We start from the raw sequence: 20,079 nt of genomic DNA, 5'->3' as shown, positions 1-20,079 counted from the left end.
TGTATTTTTACTTAATCGATTAAGTAAAAATAACAAATATTTTACAAGAAGCAAATTATTTTGTGCTTAATTTGCTCTTTTTTTATTCATTCATTGATTTATAAAGTATTTTTTATTGTCTTAGAATATAGGTTTACTCAGTTACAGGGTTATCTTGCTGTAAAGCCGTTGCTGATGGATCTTTAAAATAATTAAACAGCATAGCTAAAAATAAAATGACAGCAAAGCCCGTAGCTAAATAAAAACCGTAACGCACATGGCCAAAGTAATCGCTGATCATACCCATGAACAAGGGTGCTAAAGCCGCCGAAAGTGCGGTAAAAAATAATATCACGCCCGCCACAGCACCGTGCTGTTGCACTGCAAAGCAGGATATACCTTTAGAGTTTAAAGTCGGATAAACCATCGACATAAATAACCCCGAAAGCGGCAATAAACCCACAGCCCAATCAACGCCACCGAATAATGTACCGACATAACACAGCGCAATGCCTAAGCTTAAATAGGCCATAACACCTTGCCAGCTATAGCGGTTTAGTAACCATACGGCAATAAATCGCCCTGCGGCACGCAGTACAAAAAATATTGTCAATGCATAGGTTGCAAGTAGTGGCCAAGAGCCAGTGTAATCTTTTAACAGCGTAGGCATCCATACATAAATAGCAACCTCCGTGGCCACATAAAGGGCAATTGCCAGAGAAAAACCTAGCGCATACGGATTTTTGATCATTTTCATGGTGGTGGCAAGCGAAGTGGGCTTTGCTGTGGTTTTTACAACGGCTGGGTAGTCTGCACGCCACGCTAGTAAAGCGAGAATTAAACACATTACACCTGCAATAATGTACAGGTAAGTCCAGCTTACATTTTGCACCAGTAAGACGCCTACTAGAGCTGGCCCTACAATGGCGCCTATGCCAAAAAAGCCTTCTACCTTATTCATCGTTTTAGTGTGATCTTCGTTACTATGTGAAATATCACCAAGTAACGCAAGCGCACCCGTTTTAAATAAACCAATGGCTAAGCCTATGCAGCAAAGTAGCAATAAAAAGAAGGTAAAGCTGGTGCTAAACGCAAACAAGAAACAGCTCGCCGAAAATATTAAAAGGCCTAGCATGATGGTTGTTTTACGCCCTAAACTGTCTGCTAAAAAACCTAAAAACAATCCACTAAAAGCAATTAGCGCCATAGGTGCATAATGGAACGCGCTTGCTTGGGTCATGCTTAAACCAAACTCTTTTATAAGTTCAGGTATGATCATGCCCACCGCATCAGAAGTCATGGCAAACATAAAAAACATCATATATGTAAGCCAGCGTATTTGTTGCAACGGGTCGCTGCTTACGTGTGTGTGTGATTTTGTCATGTACTTTTTTCCTCGTTAAATGCTCAGTTAACACTCAGTAAGTCAGTTAGTTACTTATTGTAGTATTACGTAAGCCACGATTTTTGTATGTAAAATTATTAAAAATTACTTGTAAATTCTCACTCGCTAGTTAAAGATATATCTTAATCGATTAAGTTTCAACATGGTAATCACACAATGATGAAGAATAAAGTTCAATTGATCACATACGCTGATCGGATCACTGGTCAAGATATCAACGCATTGACCACACTTTTAAATGGCCCATTACACGGCGTATTTGGAGGTGTGCACCTATTGCCCTTCTATAATCCAATTGATGGTAGTGATGCAGGCTTTGACCCTATTGATCATAGTGCCGTGGATGAACGGATCGGTACTTGGCAAGACATTCAAGTGTTAGGCGCAGACTATGATCTGATGGCCGATTTGATTGTAAACCACGTATCGGCGCAATCTTTTCAGTTTCAGGACGTACTGGCAAAAGGCAAAGCATCTTCGTTTTGGGATTTATTTTTAACTAAAGAAGATGTCTTTCCAAATGGCATGAGCGACGCCGAGCAAAAAGCGATTTATCGCCCGCGCCCTGGCAGTTGTTTTACTCCAATGCCATGTGGCGATGGTCAAACGTATGATTTTTGGACCACGTTTACCGATAATCAAATCGACATTAATGTTAAAGTTGCTGCGGGCATTGCGTATTTAAATAATGTATTAACGAAGTTCTCTGCTAATAACGTTAATATTATTCGTTTAGATGCGGCGGGTTACGCGATTAAGCAAGCCGGCACAAACTGCTTTATGCTAGATGAAACGTTTGATTATTTAGATAAGTTATCGGCGCAAGCTAATGCATTGGGTATGGAAACAATTGCTGAAATCCACAGCCATTATCAAACTCAAGTTGACGTCGCAAAGCGGGTCAATATGGTTTATGACTTCGCATTACCACCATTGATTTTGCACAGCTTATTTACCAATAACAGTGATGCACTTGTAAAGTGGTTAAATATTTCACCACGTAATTGCTTAACAGTACTCGATACCCATGATGGCATTGGTATTATTGATGCGGGTCCAATGGGTGATAAGCCAGGATTATTAAATGCAGCGCAAATTGATAATCTAGTTGAAACTATTCATGCAAATAGCAATAACCAAAGCCGCCAAGCAACTGGGGCTGCTGCCAGTAATGTCGACTTGTACCAAGTAAATTGCACTTATTACAATGCGTTAGGCGCAAATGATTTTGACTATTTAGTTGCGCGCGCGATTCAATTTTTTGCACCCGGCGTACCACAAGTTTACTACGGTGGCTTATTCGCAGCTGAAAATGATATGGCGTTACTAGCAAAATCAAATGTAGGTCGTGATATTAATCGTCCATATTTAGATGCTGATATCATTGCGCAGTCTCTTGCAAAGCCTGTTGTACAGGGATTACTAAAATTAATTGAGATACGTAATACTCACAGTGCCTTTGCAGGTGAGTTTAGTGTTGAAGGTGATGACAATAGTTGTGCTTTAAAGTGGCTATTAAACGAAAGTGAAATTGTCCTAAAAGTTAATTTTGCACGTCGCGAAGCGTTAATAATTGAACGCACTGGGAATGAGCAAATACTCACCTCACTAAATGATTTGTTAAACTAAGTTAACCTTACAATCAGTCACTTATCAGCCACTATGACCTAACTGTAATTGGTAGTTGATAAGTGCTTTTTGCTCTTTTTTGCTAATAAATAAATTAGCTGCTAATGCTCCTTTTTCTTCACTATTTTGATGAATAGTTGTTAATGTTGGCATAGAGCGCTGCGCTTCATCAATGCCATCAAATCCAACAATTCGCAATTCTTGGGGTATTTTTATACCTATTTTAACTGCTTCGCGAATTGCCGCGAGGGCAATAAGATCACTCATACAAAGTAATACATTGGGTCTAGGTATGCAGTTGAGCGCTTCTTTTGCTGCGATGCTTGCATAACGTTCGCTACTTTCTGGAATATTCCAAGTTCTATCGTCACCTAAGGTAATGTTAACTTCGCTTAATGCTTTTTGATAACCTCGTAATCTTTGATGTGCAATTGATTGACCGGCTTCGCATTCATGGTGCTCATATACACGACACAATACATTTTCATCTAATAACCGCAGTCCCAATATAGCGACCTGATCAGCACTGCTTTTTAATACGTGTTTGGCCACTTCATAACTAGCTTGTTCGTTATCTATGTTTACTGAGGCATTACGATCAATATCAAAATCAACGGTAACCACATGTTTGGGTACAATTTTTAATTGATCTACAAGTGATTGATTGCGCGGACGGCCATAACAAATAAAGCCATCAACAAAATCTAATACGCTGTTAAGGTTTTGACTATTTCCCGAAAATAATAATAAGTTAATATTGTTTTTTTCAAGGATAGAAGCCACACCACGCATAAAACTACTGGCCACAGGATCCGACACCATATACTCAATACTGTCAGGTAATACCAGCGCAACAATATTAAATTTACCACGGCGTAATGACTGCGCTGCTTTATTGGGGCCAAAATAGCCAAGCTCTTTACACGCCAATAAAATAGACTCGCGACGACTTTTTGATAGTTGATCTGGACGATTAAATGCATTTGAAACGGTAGCGTTAGAAACGCCTAATTCTTTGGCGATGCTTTTTAATGTCCAATGTTTTTTTTGGGTCATACGACTTCTCATGATAGTGAACGCGATTCACTAATAAATTACCATATTTCACGCTAAATCAAAGTGTTAATTATATTGTAGCGTGTATAGCAAGTTACGTAATTAGGTATTAGGAACAAGAATGAACTAGAAAGTGGTTGTTATTAATAATAAAGTACTGGCTTTTTTATATCTGCTAGCTTACTAACTCACACGTTACTGTTTGGGTGATTTTTCACAAAGTCGCCTTATCATTTATATCTTTACATATGTACCCTTTTTGATGGTAAAGTGCTGGTGTTTTCTATTTTGCTACAACTAATGAATTAAGTTTTTTTAGTTTTAGGCAAAGTATATTGTATGTAATGGCGATTATATGTTGCAAATTGCGTCCTCGATAACCCGTTCTGGATTGAAATAATAAAATTTATCAAAGGTAAATTATGAAAATGAATAGATTGATTTTGGCGTTACCGTTACTAGGGGCAAGCTCTATGGCGCTTGCTAATACGACCCATCAGCGCGTATTCAAGCCACAAGCTGCGATTGTTGAACGTGTGCATCATCATGGCGTTGAACACGGCCATAATGAAAAAGCACCAATAGCACAGCTGCAATCACAACCCCAAAAATTTAGTATGTTAATGATGCGTAGCCAAGCGGCCACAGTCAGCTGCGATTTAAATGCACTGGCTAATGCTAGTTCAACGAGCATTATTACTGAGCTTAAAAATCAAGGTAGTGGCTGTGTTAATGAACTATTTAGTGCATCAGCATCAACTCAGAGCCTAGTATTTAGTTCTGATAATATGTATGCGGTTGCTAATCATGCAAAGTCACTCTCACAGACTTATGCTGGCGGTGGTGACATTGAACTCGAGGCATTGTTCCTATATTTACGAGCTGGTTTTTATGCGGAATTTTACAACGACAACGTGAGCTTTAGCTCTTGGGTTACGCCTGCCGTAATTGATGCGATAGATGCTTTTGTAAACAACAGCCATTTTTATGACGATAATGACGGCCACGGTAAAACGCTTTCTGAAGTGATCATTACGATGGACAGCGCTGAACAGCAACATCGTTACTTGTATGTGGTGAAACAGTGGCTAACGCGTTTTAACGAAAGCTATGCTGCAAAATGGAATATACGCAGTGCGGTGAATGGTATTTTTACTTTGCTTTATCGCGGCCAGTGGAATGATGCATTTGTTACAGCTGTAGCTAGCGATACTGATTTAGTTACTAAGCTGAATGCATTTACCCAAAAGCAGTGGATGATTGACTCTGACGCACAATATTTAATTGTTAATGCAGCCAGTGAGCTTGCGCGCCTTAAGCAATATTCCGACACTGCTATTCAAGCTACTGTTGATACTGGCTTAAAAGCGGTTTTTAGTACTTATAACAGCTTTGGCTATGGTGATGCAGTATGGCTTGCGGCGGCAGATTCTGTCAGTTATTACGCTGATTGTAATGACTATGGTATTTGTGGCTTTGTTGATGAACTTACTCAGCAAGCGCTTTCGCAAAATTATAGCTGTAGTAGCACTATTAAAATTCGCTCACAAAATATGACTGCAGCACAACATACAGCTGCATGTGCTGCAATGGGCGCAGAAGAAGGTTTATTTCACACTAAACTTGCCACCAATAACGCCCCAGTTGCCGATGATAACAATAGTTTTTTACAAGTAAATATATTTGATAGCAGCGATGATTATAGTAAATACGCAGGTGCGATTTTTGGCATTAACACCAATAATGGCGGCATGTATTTAGAAGGTGACCCCGCAGTTGTGGGTAATCAAGCAAATTTTATTGCCTATGAGGCGAGCTACGCCAATGCTGAGCATTACGTGTGGAATCTAGAGCATGAATATGTGCATTACTTAGATGGTCGTTTTGACTTATATGGAAACTTTAATTCACCAACTGAAGATATTGTGTGGTGGTCAGAAGGCGTTGCAGAATATGTTGCTAATCTTGATAATAATGACGCCGCTAAAAATACCATCAGTGATGGTTCGCGTTATACCTTAGCGCAAGTATTTGCCACTAACTATGACGGTTTTGATCAAGACCGTATTTATCGCTGGGGTTACTTAGCTGTGCGCTTTATGTTCGAACGCCATTACAGTGAAATTAATGCCATGCTTGCAGATACACGCATTGGTAATTGGAGTGCTTATAAAGCGAAAACTGTGCAGTGGGCAAATAATTATGAAAACGAGTTTGTACAATGGTGTGATGACTTAGTTGCAGGTACAACCACTAATACGCCACCAATCGCATACATCAATGGACCTTATGCCGGTATGCAAAACAATGAGATCAATTTTACGAGCAATGGCAGTATTGACAGTGACGGCTCAATTGTTAGTTATCAGTGGAGCTTTGGTGATGGCAGTAGTTCTAATCAAGCAAACCCGGTGCATACTTATACAACATCAGGACAATATAGCGTATCGTTAACGGTTGTTGATAACCAAGGTGCCAGCCAAACCGCATCAACATTGGCTAGTATTGAAGAGGATAGCAGCGTTGGTAACGGCGAGTTGATAAACGCTCAACCAATGACTATTGCTGGCGAGCAAGATGAGCTGTTGTATTTCAGCTTTGATGTACCGCAAGGTGCCAGCGACTTAGTGTTTAGCTTAAGTGGTGGCACGGGCGATGCTGATTTATATGTGAGTTATGCTGCTACACCAACAATGGATAGTTATGATTGTCGTCCTTATGTCGGTGGTAATAGTGAACAATGTGTAATAAATCCTGCGCAAGCAGGTGTTTATCAAGTAATGATTCGTGGCTATAACATGTTTGATAATGTGAAATTAACCGCTTCATACACAGGAGTAAGTAGTAGTGTACCTGATGCATGTGCTACCCAAGGTAGTCGTAGCAATGGCCGTTTAAATGACGGTGAAGTGATTTGTTTGGGTAACAGCGATCCTATGTGGTTTAGTATTGCTGACGTACAAAGTCAAAGTGGTGTGGCGATAACTACCGCTAATGGCAGTGGCGACATCAGCCTAAGTTATTCAAACAGCAGCTGGCCAAATGGCAGTAATGAACAGGCTCAGTCCAGTAATAGCGGCAATAGCGAATGTATTTATATTAGTGATCAAAGCCAATATTGGGGTTATTTAAAGGTGTCGGGCAATAGTACTGGTGCAAGTCTAGTGGTTGATTTTAATAGCCAAGGGTGTCGTTAAAATTATCATATTAAAAAAGTAAAGCACCTACAGCAAAGCCCATCTATATGGGCTTTTTTAGTGTTGTAACTTAAGCGTTAAAGTGAGTTTAGATTGCTCGTTTATACACCGCGAGTGGATGCGAAGTACTTAACGATACGTGCACGCTATCGCCAGGGTATACAACGACTTCGTGGCTTACGCGGCTAGTAACCACTGTTTTACAGGCAAGCTCTACTGCACATAAACGACTCCCTCCTTCAAAGCGTACCCATACGACCACACCGTTGTTGCCGATCTCACCTTGTACTAGCATTACATCGTCGGGGCGAAGTAGGACATCCACCTCACCTTGTTGGCAATCTACGCCCTGAGCGGGCACATTGCCGATGGCTGTAGTTGCTTGATTATTCTCAAAAAAACCGTTAATGAAACTTGCTTCACCTAAAAAACGTGCAACAAAGCGATTGTTGGGCACACTAAAACAACGCTCAGGAGTATCAAGTTGCTGGATTTTTCCGGCCTTGAGCACACCCACACGATCGCCTATTGATAAAGCTTCTTCTTGATCATGAGTCACCCAAATTGCAGGCACGCCAGCTTTTTTCAGGGCATTTCGGATATCCCAGCGCAGCATATCTTTTAGTGCCGCATCAAGGTTTGAAAGCGGCTCATCAAGTAACACAAAGTCAGGTTGGTGGGCAAGGGTACGTGCTAGTGCAACTCGTTGTTTTTGACCGCCTGAAAGGGTGGCTGGCTTTTTATGACGAAAGTCATCAAGACCCAGTAGGGCTATCCAATGATCAGCAACGGCGGTATCTTTTAAACGAAAGCCAATGTTTTGCTCAACGGTTAAATGAGGGAATAACGCAAAGTCTTGAAATACCATACCTACGCTGCGTTTCTCAGGTGGCACAGTCAATTTAGGGGTAGCCTGCCATTTACCTAAGTTAATTTCACCTTCGCTAATAGGAATTAGTCCGGCGAGCGCTTGTAAAATTGTGCTTTTACCACAGCCCGTAGGGCCTACTAGCATGAGAATTTCACTTTCACCAAGCAACAAATTTAGGTCGCTTACTACACGGTTACTGCCATAATCTATAGACAACTGGCTTACAGATAGCATTTGTATTTAAATCCTCAATGTTCGAGTTGGTTACGTTTTTCGCCAGACATCATAATAGCTAAACCGCACGCAGAAATCAGTACTAACAATAACCCAGGAATAGCAGCACGACCAAAATAGCCCGCCTCATAAACACGCCATAAATAAGTCGATAGTGTTTCAAAGCCAGTTGGGCCAAGTAATAAGGTTGCTTCTAATTCACGCATGGATTCTAAAAATACTAAAGCGGCACCGGCTATGATCCCACGCATTGTTAGTGGTAAAGTTATGCGGGTAAATGCTTCGCGCGGACTGGCGCCTAAGACCCGCGCAGATTTAACTAAACTTGGATCAAGGTGCTCAGTGCTAGTGCGCACAGAGCCTACCGCTAAGGGTAAAAAACGCAGCATATAGGCAATGATCAACAGCCCTAATGTTTGATATAAAAACGGCAATTGCAAACCACCGTAAACTAGCGCTGTGCCCATTACAATACCTGGAATACCAAAACCAAAGTAAGTAACACGCTCCATGATACGACCCGCTTTACCGCTAAGTGCAGCATGGGCAACAGGGATAGATACAATCACCGCAACCACTGCAGCAATGGCTGAGGCATACGCTGAATTCCACGCGATGCTAAAATCAAATGAGCTAAAGCCATCACGTGCTAACCACAGCGAAAATATCGCCAGAGGTAAGCCAATGGCTAATAATAAAATAGGCGCAAAAGTGGCAAACATAGCCGCTAGTTGCAACTTACTAGGAAACAAAATTAATGGCCGGCCATGGCGTTCGCTAGCCGTTTTAATTTGTGACTCAATCAACAGTAAAAAGCCCACAATCACCAACAACTGTAACGATAACATTGCTGCACGACTTAACTCAAACGCATTGTACTCGACATAAATAACCCGGGTAAAGGTATCAAGGCGCATCATTGCAGGTGTGCCAAAGTCAGACAAAGTATACAGTGCAACCAATAACGAACCTGCGGCAATGCCATTTACTACACGGGGTAAAATGACTTTAAATACACTTTCGGTCATCGACATACCTAAGGTGCGGGCCGCATTAACCATGCTTGCATCAAGACTAAGTAAAGATGAGCGGGTAGTCATCATTACAAATGGAAATGTGTAAAGAGTCATGACAATAGCTGCGCCGCTGAGTCCATCCATCGATGGCAGTTCAATACCAAGTAGATTATGTATCTCTCCGCCGGAGCCAAAAGCCGCATAAAGCGTAAATGCACCAATGTAACTGGGAATGGCTAGAGGCGCGGCAAAAAACACCAACCATACTTTTTTAAACGGTAAGCGCACATAAGCGCTGATAAATGCTAACGGTACTCCGATTAAAATAGAACCAATGACCGTTAATACCATCAAGGACAAAGTATTGCCGAGAATACTTAAATTATGATTATCAAACAAAGAGCTGGCATCAGTGGCCAGCGTTATTAAAATAAAGATAGGAGATAAAACAATAAGCGCTGCAAGCAGCGCCATTGGGTAAGAAGCTGGTAGTCGCATTACAGTACGCCGCTATTTCGCATCAAAGCTATGGTTGGCCGAAGATCAGCTAACTGTGTTAAGTCCACTTTGGGTGGTGAAATATTGGCTAAAGATGGTAACCCTTCAGGTAGAGGGACACCATTTACCAGCGGAATTTCATAGGCTTCACGAGCCAAGTAACCTTGCACTTCGATGCTTAATAAATAGCGCATAAAGTGAGTGGCAAGAGGGTCGTCGTTCAATGCCAAAATACCTGATGCATTGACTAAACAGCCAGCATCTTGTTGGGTAAATGCTAAATCAAGTTTGGCATCTGGTTTGCCTGATTTTAAACGTAAGGTGTAATAGTGATTAGCAAAACCAATATCCACTTCACCACGTTCAACGGCCATTACTACACCCAACTCACCGGCATAGGTTTTAGCACGCTTCTTAATCTTTTTCAGCCATTTCGCTGTTTTATCGTCACCTTCGAGAATACGCATTGCCGTTACAAATGATTGAAACGATGCATACGCAGGTGCCCAGCCAATGCTTAAGTCACTATCAGCAATGTCCATAATACTGGTTGGAATTTGCTCTTTGGTCAAACGCGAAGTGTTATAGGGTATGGTGCGCACACGACCGGTGACAGGGGCCCAATCTTTATAGCGAAACTGTGGTTGCAACTGCGCTGATAAATCACTCGGAATAGGTTGTGCAAGGCCGGCATCTGAAACCAAGCCAATAGCGCCAGAATCAACAGCCCAAAACAAATCGGCTCTACGCACCCCTGCTTTTGCTTCAGCAACAATGGTATTGGCTAAAGCTGCTGTAGGACCACGACGAATGCCTAGTTTAAAGTTGGGGTTTCTGTCTTGAATTGCTTGTAGCACATTTTCATACAAACCACCTTCACCACGACCTAGGTATAAGGTCAGCTCACCTTCAAGTTTAGGTAAGTCATCAACAGAAACTGGGTTTGCTATGTTGGCAGCTAGTGCGCGAGAAAGAGGCAATGGTAATGCACCGATTGCCCCAAACGCAGCTAGGCCTTGTATAAAGGTCCTACGCTTCACTTAAAATACATCCTTACGTGCTTTTTCGGCTTTTTCGAGTAATACCTTGGCGCGGTCTAATTTAGTGTGCATGCTACTTACCACATCGCGTACTTCATCAACACTTTTGTTATCTGAAATTGCTTTTGGCAGTGTCACGTTAAAATCTTTTTCTAATATTTCAACAAGTTTGGCATCTTGTTCGATAAGTGTGCCTTCAACACCTTCAAATAGGTGAAGGTAAGTATCGTGCACAATGCTGGTTGCTTCATCACTTAAACGCTCTGCATATTTGGCAATGACACGATCAAGTTTATGTTTAATTTCATCGATTGTAGCACTTTGAGTCATGCTTGTGGTTGCAGTTGCTTTAACGTTTGCAAGCAAACCTTTTTGTTGAAATTGCGCCGCTAGTTTAACTGCGCCAAGACCTTGCCACAAGGCAGCATTCATCGCTTGTTGTTCTTTACGAGCTTCAGTCGCCGGCTTGTTATTATCAATGGCCATTTTTACGCCATAAATACCTTGCCAGATTGACGCATATACCGGCACAAAATTTGTTTCAATCGCGCTGTGAAACTTCACTGATTCCCAATACTCGATTAGGTCATCGCTTTTTACTGCTTTTACGCCTTTGCTTTCATAGTCGCTTACCATGGTATCGACTTTGCCGATCATCCATTCAACTTCTTCTGAGTAATCTTTGATATTTGCTTGTAAGTGATTTACATGTTCGCCAATAGGGCCATTAGCAAATGCAGGTTGCGCAACAAATGCTGATACTAAAAGAAGGCTCACACCTAAGGTTGTTGCTGATTTAAATAATGCTTTCATGAAAGTGGATCCGAAAAGATGATTGTAAATGATAGGCATTATCATATATGTAACCATGACTAAAATCAAGGATACTAATTTTACGGACTAAATTCTATTTTGTCTTTATTTATAAAGCATTTGGCGATATTAGGGACGTGCCAACGGGTCGTTGAGTTGTGGCTAAAGCAAAGCAGCTAAGAGGTTATTTCTTAGCTGCTAACTAAATTATAAGTTTATCCGTTTGATAAGTCGGATCTCCTCCCCATCGACATCTAATAACGCAGTGACGGTGATCAACATCGGTTCGCTACTCGCTGTGAATTTAAATTGATAGTTTTGTACTGCATAAGGCGCAATCTCCACAGGGTGTTTTTGTGTCATTACACTTTCAAGCTGTATAAAGGGCGTAGCTGTCAGTGTTATTTGCCCCGTTGTCGCACCTGAATAAGGGCCTGATAGGGTCGCGGTAAATAGCCAATCACCCGCGTTATTTTTAGTCTGAGTGAGTGTCATCCCAACTCCGTTGAAAGGGACATTAGCAGCACTAATTTCACGGGTTTTATTTAATCCTTGCCAATTAAGATCTTGTTCGACAACAATTGTTTGAGCTTGTGTTGACGCTGGTAAGTGAATGTTGTGGATACCGGGTTTTAAGAGCTGACGGAGATGGTGCTTGTTAAGCACCTTACCTGCAGTTGCAAAGCTAACTTGGGCGGCCAATTGCAGCTCAAAATCGGTAGGGTTTTCGACGCGTAAAAAGGCTTTGTTGTGGTGATAGTAAACACCAGAATTAATACCACTGAGTGCGCTAAAACCACTATTACCTAATAGGGTTTTATAGCGGTTAAATATAACTGCAAGTTCAGCATTTATGGCTGTATGGTTGCTCGGCTGAGGTAATTTTGCCATTAACTTACTCAGCTCGACATCGCAATTAACCAGTTTGCGCTGATGTTGTTGGCAGGTTCTAAACACTCGATTTAATAATTTATAACCTGTAAATAGCCACGGATCAGTAAGCTGTGTTTGGTTTTGTGCTGCTAAATTTAAATATTTAGCATCGCCAGCTGGCGTTGCAAATAAGTAAGGTGTGATCTGGTGATTGTTATTTTTACTTAATAAGCTGATTTTTTGTGTATCGAGTGCGGCTGTTATTTTAGTCGATAAAGCAAGGGTAAATGTTTGCCCAATGATATTCGTCCCGTTATCCGCTTTTAAGCCCACCGTTAGTTGGCTGCTCCCTAATGTAAGGTTTAAACCAAGTGTTGCGTGTTGAGCTAAAGCGGCTTTTAACTCAGGACTAAGTGCGATTTGCACAGGCTGAAAATCCTTGAAATTACGTGCGGTTATTATTAACCGCTCAGCATCTACTATTAATAGTTTTAGTAATTGGTCGTCATTCGCTTGCTCATTACCAATAAACGTAGTGCGGTATTGTTGGTTTTGCTCGCTGCGCTTGCCTTGCATGGCAATGCCTATTTCACCGCGCTGTAATTGTGCCGGTTCAAATTCAATTAAAGCAGCCACTTGGTGCTTATTTGTCAGATCGATTAACGCATTTACTTGTGGTGCGGGAAAGTCCATCACTGGGTGCGATACATCAGTAGTGAGAGCGGGGTTTATATCCAATCGAGATAAGGTATTTGAATCTGTATTTCGTAGCCAATAAGCATTACCATTTTGCTCCCACGGGCCTGATACAATATGAAAACTGGGTTTTATATTTTGCACAAAGTCAGCAAAGCCTTGCTCTATTGCCTGCCAATCTTTAAAAGTGTGTTTAAGGAGTGAATTGGCTGTGCTGAGCGTGGCGTCACTGTGTGGGTTGGCAAGCCTAAGTTGCTGCACAAAATATGCAAAATATTGTGCGCGTTCTGGAGAGCTTAAAAGGTAATGAATGATAAAAAAATTAAGGCCGCGTTTAAGTGCAGGATCATCGTTTATTTGCTCAAGAGTGGGTTTATCAGCACTGTAATATTGCTTTAAACCGGTCTCAATATAATTCATAGGGGCACGATCAAACACCATCACAGTCAGTTGTTTTTGCTTGGCATCGTAAACATGGTGAGCGACCGAGTCGGCTAAGCCTTCGGTGATCCAATTAGGCGCCCAGGTTGAATGACCGTTTAAAGCCATGTGAAAAGCATGCATGGTTTCGTGAATGACAATATAGCGTTGGTGATGCTCACGATGGCTTGGGAAGTTATATCCTGCGCGGTTATAAAACATAGTTTCGCCGCCTGCGGTTTTATGTACGCCTCTTAAAAAACCGTCATCAAGCATGGCCTCGCGCACTCTATCGCGGCTGCTACCATACACTACAGCGATACGCTGGCGTTCAATATTAGGTGGCTCCATACCGAATAGTGCAACATAGTGTGGATAAGCCATTTCTAAAAGCGCTAAATACAGCGTTACTTTTTCTTTTGGTAAATCACTCTTCAGTGCAAAGTGTTTACTTACCCACCAATCATATCCTCGGCTATTACCAATTTTGCCATCGCTATATGTATAGGGGATGGTTTTCCCTAAGAATGCAATGTCCATTTTGTGTAACGTACTGGTGTAACCTTGTACTGATAGGTCTACTTGCATCTGTTGTGGATCAGTTTCCATAGCACTTGACGTTGTTGTTTGTGGTTGTACGGTCTGCGCAGTATCGGCTTGCGGCTCTTTTTGACACGCGGCAAGTAACAGTAATAACAAAGTGAGTGAGAGTTTTTTCATAATTATAGTTGTTTTATGTGTATATTGTATGCAATATAAAATACTGTGTTTAATTGTGAAAGTAAACTATGAATAATAATCAAATACCAATAACAACCAACTCAGCAGCAAAGCAGAGTAAGCAAACCCCAGCTAATAAAGGCTTTGGTGTGGCATTTTATATTGCAAACACCATGGAAATTTTTGAGCGCTTAGCTTGGTATGGCTTTTTTGCGGTTTCATCTGTCTATATGACTACCCCAGTTGAACAAGGTGGGGTGGGCTTTAATGATGCACAGCGTGGTGCTGTGCAAGGTATTATTCCTTTCTTTTTATATTTATTACCGGTGTTAACAGGCGCGCTGGCTGATCGGTATGGTTATAAAAGGCTGTTTATAATTTCCTTTATAATTATGGCGCCAGGTTACTACTTTTTAGGCCAAGTAACTGACTTTAATTCGTTCTTTATGATTTTAATGTTGGTGGCATTTGGTGCGGCGTGTTTTAAACCTGTGGTGGTTGGTACTATAAGTCGCAGCACGAATGATACTAACCGTGGCCTAGGGTTTGGTATTTTTTACACTATGGTTAATTTGGGCGGCTTTATTGGCCCATTAGTCGCCGGTTATATGCGTGCGATCAGCTGGGATGCGGTATTTGTAATGTCGGCCGTGTGGATTTTGCTTAACTTTATTCCGCTGCTATTTTATCGCGAAACAACCCCATCTTCGCAAGCAAATACCAGCCTTAAGCAGGTATTACAACAAGCTCAACAAGTATTAGGCAACAGCCGCTTTGCACTGTTGTTATTTACTTGTGTGATTATTCTAATGACCGCAGGCGTGAGTTGGCTCAGTTATACGCAAGCTTTTGTATTAATTGCTCTATGGTTAGGGACAAACTGGTTGTGGGATAAAAGTGTCAGTACTAAGCAAAGCCATAACTGGCACTTACAGCCGGTGCGGGTAAGTAACCGTAATTTTGCCTTGTACTTAGCCATATTGACAGGGTTTTGGACTGTGTATAATCAGCTATTTTACACTTTACCGTTGTTTATACGCGATTATACAAACACTCAAGACTTAGTTGTTTTACTCAGTTGCTTTGGTCAATCAACAGTGGATTTTTTTGCGTTTGTTGATAGTGGAGCATTGAGTGAAAAAATTCAGCTTCTATCAGTCAATTATGCATCTTCATCACCTTTAGCGAGCACTGAGCTTGAAGCAATACGCCTTGAATTAGTGCATTTAAAAGTAAACGTGCCAGTGAGCGAAATAGCGCTTTTTATTGAGCAAATAGCGACTAGCGACTTTACCCTGCAACAAAGTAAACAACTTGCCCAGCAATGGCTGGTTTACCGACAAGTTAATCCCGAGTACCTGATTAATTTAGACTTTGCGGCCATAGTATTATTACAAATAATCGTTAGTGTAAAATGCCAAAGATTTAAGGTGATATCGGTTTTGATCAGTGGTTTGATTGTTACTGCGGGTGCTTTTTTAGTGTTATTGCTAATGAGCGCGGGTTTATTAATGACGCAACTGGGCGGAGCGGTCATGATCACGGTTATTTTATTGATTGCCTTGGGTGAAATGCTCACCTCGCCAAAAAGCCAAGAATATGTTGCCAGTATTGCCCCTAAAGATAGCGCTGCAATGTTTATGGGTTATTATTTTGTATCTATGGCACTGGGTTTTTTATTTGCTGGTTTTTTATCAGGTTGGAGCTATGGTTACTTAGTGAAAGAGCTGCAACGTCCGGCACTCATGTGGCTATTATTTGCAATGATCGCGCTTTTCACTGGCTTTGGTTTTTACCTTCTAGCGCGAAATAATAAGGATACCCACAGTGAAACTTAAACAGCGACTTATTTTAATAGCTGCCATGCTGATGTTGAGCTTACAAGCCACAGCAAATGACCCAGTGAGCGGTGAAAATAGTCATTATAAAAATTTAATTGATCGCACGGGAAGTCCATATTATATGCAAGACTTTGCTAGAGGCGAGCATCAACGCTTTAGTCCATTATTTGACTTAGGTGCATGGCATGGTCATTTACTGCCAAGCGATGACAATATCGGAAGCTTTACCGGGCCTGCAATTATTAGCGAAGAATACCTTAATTTTATCGCCCCTTATTTAGAAAAGCTCAGCGTCTATAAAGACCAAAGCCATAAAGTTAAACTCGCCATGAATAGTTACAGCTTGCCGGGTGCTTTAGTGCAAGAATTAACGGGTGATGGCGTAAGTATTCGCATGGAGTTACGTTTTGTAAGTAATCGTACTTCGTTAGTTAAAACACAGATCACAACCAAAAAACCACTCATTTTGCGCTGGGAAGGGCGGTTAGTGAGTAAGTTAACAGCTCAAGACGGTATCGCAAAAGATGCGCGTTCACCTTTTGAAGTATACCCGCAACTGTTACCTCAATGGCAAGTGAGTGATAATACTATCACGCTAAAGTTTGGCAAAGTGCGTGCACATGGCCAGTTACTAACTTCTGGCAGCTCGCAGTTACAATTGCATAAAACGCTATCAGTCAACACCACTCATGAAGCATTAAGCTATGCAAGTGACACAACAATTGATAGCGATACCACGTTTTACACAACTTATTCGTACTTATTAAATAGCCAAGAAGCGGCAAACGAGCAGGCTATTATAAAAGATGTTTTAAACCAGCCCGAGCTGTATTTAGCCCGCAGTGCCACGCGTTGGCAAGGGTATATTAATAGTGCGCTGCGCCCGTTAGCCAGTGCCGATGAAAGGCATAAAAAGTTAGCCGTCAAAAGTATTGAAACCTTGATTGGTAATTGGCGTTCTAAAGCCGGTGCTGTTGGCTTTGATACCGTAAGTCCTGCCGTGACGGGACGCTGGTTTTCCGGTAATCAGACTTGGCCGTGGGATAGTTATAAGCACGCTTTTGCCCTGGCGACTTTTCACCCAGTACTCGCAAAGCAAAATCTCAATGCGGTATTTGAGCACCAAATAACAGCAAATGATGCTGTAAGACCGTGGGATGTAGGGTTTATTCCTGATTTAGTGGCTTATAATTTAAGCCCTGAACGGGGTGGTGATGGGACTAACTGGAACGAACGTAATACTAAACCCAGTTTAGCCGCTTGGGCTGTGTGGCAAGTTTATGAGTACACAAATGATAAGCAGTGGCTTGCGGAAATATTCCCAAAGTTGGTCAGCTATAGAAACTGGTGGCTAACTAATCGAGATCACAATGGCAATGGTGTGCCAGAGTATGGCGCAACAGTTGATAAGGCCCATACAACGGATGACGGTAAATTACGCTTTGAGGTGCAAACAGCAACGGGTTGGGCTGCGCAAAGTGGTCTTGAAAATTATAAGGATCAGCTTATCGCCCATCCACAAAAACAGATAAAGATCCCTGCGCAAACAGCGGCATCGTGGGAGTCGGGCCGAGATGATGCAGCGGTGTTTGGTTTCATTAGCAGTGAACAACTCGCGAAGTATATAAAAAATGGCGGTAAAGCCACTGATTGGCACGTAGGTTTTGCCGAAAATTTTGATAAAGCGGGGCGTTTGATTGGCTACTCATTACTGCAAGAATCAGTCGATCAGGCATCATACATGGCAGCGGATAATCGCTATTTAAGTAAAATTGCTAAAGAGCTGAATTATCCTCGCCAAGCGAGTTATTTTTTAAAACAAGCAACCAAACTAAGAGCGTATATAAATCGATGTATGTTCGATAGAACAACTGGCTATTATTATGACATTGAAATAGCACCACAACCGTTAGCAAGTGGCTGTGCAGGCAAGCCGTTAGTTAAGCGCGGTAAAGGCCCTGAAGGCTGGTCGCCGCTATTTAATCAAGTAGCCACGGTTGAACAAGCGCAGCAAGTGGTTGATGTAATGCTTGATGAAAAAGAGTTCAATACCTACGTACCACTTGGCAGCGCGGCTTTGAGCAACCCTGCTTTTGGTGCAGATATCTATTGGCGAGGTCGAGTATGGCTTGATCAGCTGTATTTTGGTTTGGTGGGTATGAGTCATTACGGTTATTGTGAAAAGGCGCAGCAACTCAGTGAGCAACTACTTACTCATGCTGATGGCTTATTGGCCAGTGCTCCTATTCGCGAAAATTACAATCCTTTGACGGGCGAACAACAAGGCGCGCCTAATTTCTCGTGGAGTGCCGCGCATTTATTGTTGATAATGCAAAAACAAGGACGTTGGTGTGAGTAGGGCTAAATAAATATTGATATAAACGTTCAATTAAAGGCTAAGTATGTGTGAAATAAATGCTCAACAGCTTATGCAAAACAATAAAATAATACTCTTTGACGGGCAGTGTAAGCTTTGTAATGCATGGTGTAATTTTATTATTAAGCACGATAAAAAGCTGTGTTTTAAATTATGCAGTGTGCAGTCTTTAAAAGGCCAAGCAATCCTCACGCACTTTGGTTACCCAACAGCTAATTTTAAAACCATGATCTATGTTGAAAATAATCAGTGTGTTACCAAAAGTGATGGTGTGATTAATGTTGTTTCACAGTTGGGTTGGCCATGGCCCTTAGCTAACATATTACGAATAATACCGAAACGGATACGCAACTGGGGGTATGATGCCATTGCACTTAACCGGTATCGCTTATTTGGAAAATATAATTATTGCGTGATCCCAAGTCATGAGTATGATCACCACTACTTATAATTTCTTTACAAGGCGGACTGTTGGCAGGTTATTTGGTTAAACTTAATATACTGTTTTTAGTGTTTAGTGCTGGACTATATGCTCAAAATGACACCCATGATGACTCTGCAATCGTGGTAGATGTTCGCGACAGAATTAATCTGCGGATGCAAAATACCGCCCAGTGGTTAGACGATTTACTCGGTGAAGAGGTTAACCCAAACAAAGCCCATGCGAGAGGTTTTTTGCGGTTAGGCTGGCTTCCCCGCAGTGCTGATCTAGCTGAAACAGAAGTACGCTTTAAAGTATCATTAAGCTTACCTAGCTGGGAAAACCGCTTAAATCTAATAATAGATAATGACGCTGACGAATTTAGCCGGTTGCCTTTTGAAACCGACTCCCCAGCTAATCAAAACAATGGTACTGAAGACATAAATGCTGCGCTGCAATTTTTAGTTGAGCGTACCGCTAACTTAGAGGTTGATAATCGTGTTGGCATATCACGTAGCCAACTTTATGGACGCAGTGCACTTCGTTGGAATAAAACATTTAATCAAACGCAGTACTTTGCATCTGCCGGCTTAGAGTATTACTTCTCTGATGGCTTTGGTTACTTTATTAAGCTCTCCAGTGATACTAAGATCAATGAGTTTTATTCGCTGAATGTCTCTGCTAATTACCGTGAAATTGATGACGAAATAGATAGCGAAATGCGCTCAGGTGTTTATTTAAGTTATATACCCGATGCGCAGCGAGCCGCAGTGTTTGGTGCCAATGTACAGAATAGTTTTGATGACTTTACTATCTATACAGTATCGTACCGTTACCGGCAGCAAGTAAAATACAGTTGGCTGTTTTATGAATTAGAGCCGTTTATAGAATACCGAGAAGAACTCAATTATCGCGACGAAGTAGGATTCGCGATTCGTTTAATTGGCTATTATGGCCAGTGATAATGACTAGTTTTTATCTATTATGATAAAA

General features: G+C 41.5%; 13 protein-coding genes. 6 read left to right on the top strand and 7 right to left on the bottom strand.

Translation table 11 applies throughout. The features are described 5' to 3' along the window. Positions 1 to 133: 133 nt before the first annotated feature. Positions 134 to 1,363, bottom strand: a complete 1,230-nt coding sequence (locus tag H5186_RS11540) for a sugar MFS transporter (protein ID WP_149981806.1) — start codon at positions 1,361 to 1,363, stop codon at positions 134 to 136. A 177-nt stretch (positions 1,364 to 1,540) separates the two neighbouring features. Between H5186_RS11540 and gtfA the strand changes: the two genes are divergently transcribed. Beyond that, a complete protein-coding gene (gene gtfA / locus H5186_RS11535) occupies positions 1,541 to 3,013 on the top strand; it encodes a sucrose phosphorylase (RefSeq protein WP_182794475.1) in 1,473 nt (490 codons plus the stop codon). 24 nt (positions 3,014 to 3,037) lie between these two features. Here the strand turns inward: gtfA and H5186_RS11530 are convergent, their stop codons facing one another. After that, positions 3,038 to 4,069, bottom strand: a complete 1,032-nt coding sequence (locus tag H5186_RS11530) for a LacI family DNA-binding transcriptional regulator (protein WP_149981804.1) — start codon at positions 4,067 to 4,069, stop codon at positions 3,038 to 3,040. A gap of 422 nt (positions 4,070 to 4,491) precedes the next feature. On the opposite strand from H5186_RS11530, the gene H5186_RS11525 reads away from it, so the two are divergent. After that, positions 4,492 to 7,266 carry a collagenase gene (locus tag H5186_RS11525; RefSeq protein ID WP_182717625.1) on the top strand — a complete coding sequence of 925 codons (2,775 nt, stop codon included), beginning with the start codon at positions 4,492 to 4,494 and terminating at the stop codon, positions 7,264 to 7,266. An 88-nt stretch (positions 7,267 to 7,354) separates the two neighbouring features. Here the strand turns inward: H5186_RS11525 and H5186_RS11520 are convergent, their stop codons facing one another. The 5 genes from H5186_RS11520 to H5186_RS11500 all read right to left on the bottom strand — a co-directional run bounded on the left by H5186_RS11520 (position 7,355) and on the right by H5186_RS11500 (position 14,447). Further along, entirely contained in the window at positions 7,355 to 8,371 is a 1,017-nt protein-coding gene (locus H5186_RS11520) for an ABC transporter ATP-binding protein (RefSeq protein WP_182760781.1), read from the bottom strand. A gap of 14 nt (positions 8,372 to 8,385) precedes the next feature. After that, the gene (locus tag H5186_RS11515; protein WP_182794474.1) at positions 8,386 to 9,885 is read right to left on the bottom strand and encodes an iron ABC transporter permease; all 1,500 of its coding nucleotides are present in this window, start codon (positions 9,883 to 9,885) and stop codon (positions 8,386 to 8,388) included. Beyond that, a complete protein-coding gene (locus H5186_RS11510) occupies positions 9,885 to 10,925 on the bottom strand; it encodes an extracellular solute-binding protein (RefSeq protein WP_145234493.1) in 1,041 nt (346 codons plus the stop codon). The genes H5186_RS11515 and H5186_RS11510 overlap by 1 nt, the downstream gene beginning before the upstream one ends. After that, positions 10,926 to 11,738: a hypothetical protein gene (locus H5186_RS11505; protein ID WP_182717622.1), complete on the bottom strand. Its 813-nt coding sequence runs from the start codon at positions 11,736 to 11,738 to the stop codon at positions 10,926 to 10,928. A gap of 207 nt (positions 11,739 to 11,945) precedes the next feature. After that, complete coding sequence (locus H5186_RS11500) at positions 11,946 to 14,447, bottom strand: hypothetical protein (RefSeq protein ID WP_182739487.1); 2,502 nt, start codon at positions 14,445 to 14,447, stop codon at positions 11,946 to 11,948. A 68-nt stretch (positions 14,448 to 14,515) separates the two neighbouring features. Here H5186_RS11500 and H5186_RS11495 point away from each other — a divergent pair, with 68 nt between their 5' ends. The 4 genes from H5186_RS11495 to H5186_RS11480 are packed head-to-tail and all read left to right on the top strand — an operon-like array spanning position 14,516 to position 20,048. Further along, positions 14,516 to 16,285: an MFS transporter gene (locus tag H5186_RS11495; RefSeq protein WP_182783545.1), complete on the top strand. Its 1,770-nt coding sequence runs from the start codon at positions 14,516 to 14,518 to the stop codon at positions 16,283 to 16,285. Then, on the top strand, positions 16,275 to 18,647 hold the full coding sequence (gene ygjK / locus H5186_RS11490; RefSeq protein ID WP_182739489.1) for an alpha-glucosidase: 2,373 nt from the start codon (positions 16,275 to 16,277) through the stop codon (positions 18,645 to 18,647). The genes H5186_RS11495 and ygjK overlap by 11 nt, the downstream gene beginning before the upstream one ends. A gap of 43 nt (positions 18,648 to 18,690) precedes the next feature. Then, on the top strand, positions 18,691 to 19,116 hold the full coding sequence (locus tag H5186_RS11485) for a thiol-disulfide oxidoreductase DCC family protein (protein ID WP_145234484.1): 426 nt from the start codon (positions 18,691 to 18,693) through the stop codon (positions 19,114 to 19,116). A 20-nt stretch (positions 19,117 to 19,136) separates the two neighbouring features. Continuing rightward, positions 19,137 to 20,048 carry a hypothetical protein gene (locus H5186_RS11480; RefSeq protein WP_182717618.1) on the top strand — a complete coding sequence of 304 codons (912 nt, stop codon included), beginning with the start codon at positions 19,137 to 19,139 and terminating at the stop codon, positions 20,046 to 20,048. Positions 20,049 to 20,079 lie beyond the last annotated feature (31 nt).

The sequence above is a fragment of the Pseudoalteromonas sp. SG41-2 genome (genome assembly GCF_014164535.1).
Taxonomy (GTDB): Bacteria; Pseudomonadota; Gammaproteobacteria; order Enterobacterales; family Alteromonadaceae; genus Pseudoalteromonas; species Pseudoalteromonas rhizosphaerae.
The sequence above is the reverse complement of the archived record's forward strand: the minus strand, read 5'-3'. Positions and strand labels throughout refer to the sequence as shown.